The 2,963-nt window shown below is 74.0% G+C and carries 3 protein-coding genes; all 3 read right to left on the reverse strand.

The window, feature by feature from the left end:
* A partial coding sequence (locus ACTIR_RS21510; RefSeq protein WP_084789301.1) for a cysteine dioxygenase occupies positions 1-543 on the reverse strand: 543 nt, incomplete at its 3' end.
* A 404-nt stretch (positions 544-947) separates the two neighbouring features.
* Positions 948-1,958 carry an NAD(P)H-dependent glycerol-3-phosphate dehydrogenase gene (locus ACTIR_RS0103630; protein WP_026453256.1) on the reverse strand — a complete coding sequence of 337 codons (1,011 nt, stop codon included), beginning with the start codon at positions 1,956-1,958 and terminating at the stop codon, positions 948-950.
* 1 nt (position 1,959) lies between these two features.
* The gene (locus ACTIR_RS0103635) at positions 1,960-2,703 is read right to left on the reverse strand and encodes a lysophospholipid acyltransferase family protein (protein ID WP_026453257.1); all 744 of its coding nucleotides are present in this window, start codon (positions 2,701-2,703) and stop codon (positions 1,960-1,962) included.
* Between the last annotated feature and the right edge of the window lie 260 nt (positions 2,704-2,963).

Below are 2,963 nucleotides of genomic sequence, written 5' to 3' on the forward strand. Positions count from 1 at the left end.
GGCCTCCCCCACGGCGGACCCGGCCACGGCGGACCCGGCCACGCCGGCGGACGCCCCGGGTGCGGTGTCCGGGACCGGGCGCACGGTGCGGGGTCCGTCGGTGTAGACGTGCACGCTGATGACGGGGTCGGGGCCGGCGTTGCGGACCTCGTGGACGTAGCCGGGCCCGAACACCCGGGACTGCCCCGCGGTGACCACCAGCGACTCCCGGTGCCCGGCCCCGTCCGGCGCCGTACCCGACGGGCCGGACGGTCCCGGGCGCAGCACCGTCTCGGTGAGCCTGCCGCTGACCACCGTGAACGCACCCGTGGTGTCGCCGTGGTCGTGCAGACCGGTGCACTGCCCCGGAAGCCAGCTCAGCAGCCACACCTGGCGGCCGTGGGCGTCGTCGAGCAGGACGGCGAAGCGCTCGTCCGGGTCGTACCGCAGCAGGTTGCGCCAGCGCTGCCGGTCGGCCGCGAACTCCAGTGCCGTGCGCACGGGGTGTCCCGCGGCGGCGTCGACGGGTTCGGGCGCGATCGTGTTGTCGGGAACGGCGAACATGACGAAGAGACTTCCCAGTGAGTCGTGGACGGACTTGATACGCGCGTCGCCTCGGCGGGGCCGGACCGGGCGGGACCGGCGCTCCGGGGTTTCCGGTGCGGTCCCGGGGCGGTCAGCGCCGCGCCGCGCGGACTCCGGTCACGGAGCGGACCGTGTACGGTCGCACACCCCGCGAGCGGGTCAGCGGCGGCACGGACACGTGCGACATACTGCCCGCGCGGCACCGACGAGACGTGGGCCGCTCGGCGTGGGCGCCCGGTACGCGGCGCTCCGCGACCCGGGCACACGGGGCAGTGACATGGTTCCCACAGAACCATCCCGGGCCCCGGCCGTCAACCGGATACCCGCGCGCATCCCGCGGAGCGGAACGCGCGCAAGGCCCTTCCCGCCCCCGTGTCGGCGGCTCAGGACCACTCGTGCTTGCGGGCGCGCCCGAGCAGCTCGGCGCCGACGGACGCGGGATCGGCGCCCTCGTGACAGACCCGGTGCATCGCCTCGGTGAGCGGCATGTCGACCCCGGCCCCGCGGGCGAGTTCGCGGATGGAGCGGCAGGAGGTGACCCCCTCGGCCACCTGACCGCCCTGCGCGGCCCGCGCCTGCTCGATCGTCTCGCCGGTGCCGACCCGCTCGCCGAACGTGCGGTTGCGGGACAGCGGGGACGAGCACGTCGCCACGAGGTCGCCCACACCGGCCAGCCCCGCGAACGTCAGCGCGTCGGCCCCCAGGGCGGTGCCGAGCCGCGCGGTCTCGGCCAGTCCCCGGGTGATCAGGGTGGCGACCGTGTTCGCCCCGAAGCCGAGTCCCGCGGCCATCCCGCAGCTGAGCGCGATGACGTTCTTGCACGCACCCGCGATCTCGCAGCCGACCACGTCGGTGTTGGTGTAGGGCCGGAAGTAGGAGGTGGAACTGGCCTGCTGCACCGCCACGGCACGGTCGTGGTCGGCGCAGGCCAGTACCGCCGCGGCGGGCTGCTCCTGCGCGATCTCCCGCGCCAGGTTCGGCCCTGAGACCACGACGACGTCGTCGGCGGGCATGTCCGCGATCTCGCCGACGACCTGGCTCATCCGCTTCAGCGAGCCGAGCTCCACGCCCTTGGCCAGACTCACCAGCACCGCGGAGTCCGGCACCAGCTCGCGCCACCGGGTCAGGTTGTCCCGCAGGCTCTGGCTGGGCACGGCCAGCACCACCGCCTCGGCCCCGGCCAGCGCCCGCCCGGCGTCGGCGGTGGCGGACAACCCGTCCGGCAGCCGCACCCCGGGCAGGTACGCGGAGTTGGTGTGCCGGGTGGTGATCTCGTCGGCGACGTCGGCACGCCGGGCCCACACCGTGACCTCGCGTCCGGCGTCGGCGAGCACCTTCGCGAACGTCGTGCCCCAGGAGCCCGCGCCGAGCACGGTGATCCGTTCGAGGGCCATGTCAGGCCTCGCCCCCCGCGGTATCGACGTCCCGGGCCCGGGTGTTCCCGGTGCCGCCCTCGACACGGGCGGGCGGGGTCTCGCCCCGGACTCCGGACAGCAGGGTCCGCACCTCGCCCATCAGCAGGTCGGTGACCTCGCGGAGCACCTCGGGGGTCTGTTCCTTCTCCCGGTAGGCGGTCAGGTCGACGGGTTCGCCGACCGCGTGCACCACGGTCTTGCGCGGCAGCGGCCGGAACTTCTTCGTGTAGCCGTTCCAGATCTTCTGGGTTCCCCAGCGGGCGATCGGGATGACCGGCACGTCGTTGCTCAACGCCAACCGGGCCACCCCGGTGTAGGCGCCCTTGGGCCAGCCCTGCGGATCCTTGCTGATCGTCCCTTCCGGGTAGATCAGCACGATCTTGCCCTCGCGCAGGGTCCGGTGGGCGGCCGCGAGGCTGTCCCCCGCGGAGCCGGTGCCGCGCGAGACCGGGATTCCCCCCGAACCCGCGAGGATCCTGCCGAACCCGGGGACGCGGAAGAGGCTGTCCTTGGCCATGAAGCGCGGAACCCGCCGGTTGCGGTGCACGAACACGGCGTCGACGGCGGGGTCGAGATGGGAGACGTGGTTCATCACCAGCAGCGCGGGTCCGTGCCGGGGGACGCGCTCCGCGTCGTGGTAGACGCTGCGGCCCATCCACGTCAGCGGGTAGAACAACACCGCGGCCGCGCCGACCCAGAATCCGCCCTTCTCCCGGTCCGCCAAGGTTGACCCTCCGATTCCTCCGAGACCGACTTCTCCGGCACCGACGCCGCACCGGGCGGTGGACGTCTCTCCCCGACACCTGACCCGGGGATCCTCCCACAGCGTGTCCCGTCCTCCGCCGGGACGACCGGCCGTGTCCCGCCGGAGGCACGGCGGGCGGCCGGTGCGGTAAGGATGGTTCCGTGCAGGTTGACCTGATCGTGCCGCTCAAGCCGCCGGGCGCGGGCAAGTCCCGGCTGCGGGGCGCCCTCGGCTGCCCG

It is taken from the genome of Saccharomonospora iraqiensis subsp. iraqiensis, from assembly GCF_000430445.1.
Classification (GTDB): domain Bacteria; phylum Actinomycetota; class Actinomycetes; order Mycobacteriales; family Pseudonocardiaceae; genus Saccharomonospora; species Saccharomonospora iraqiensis.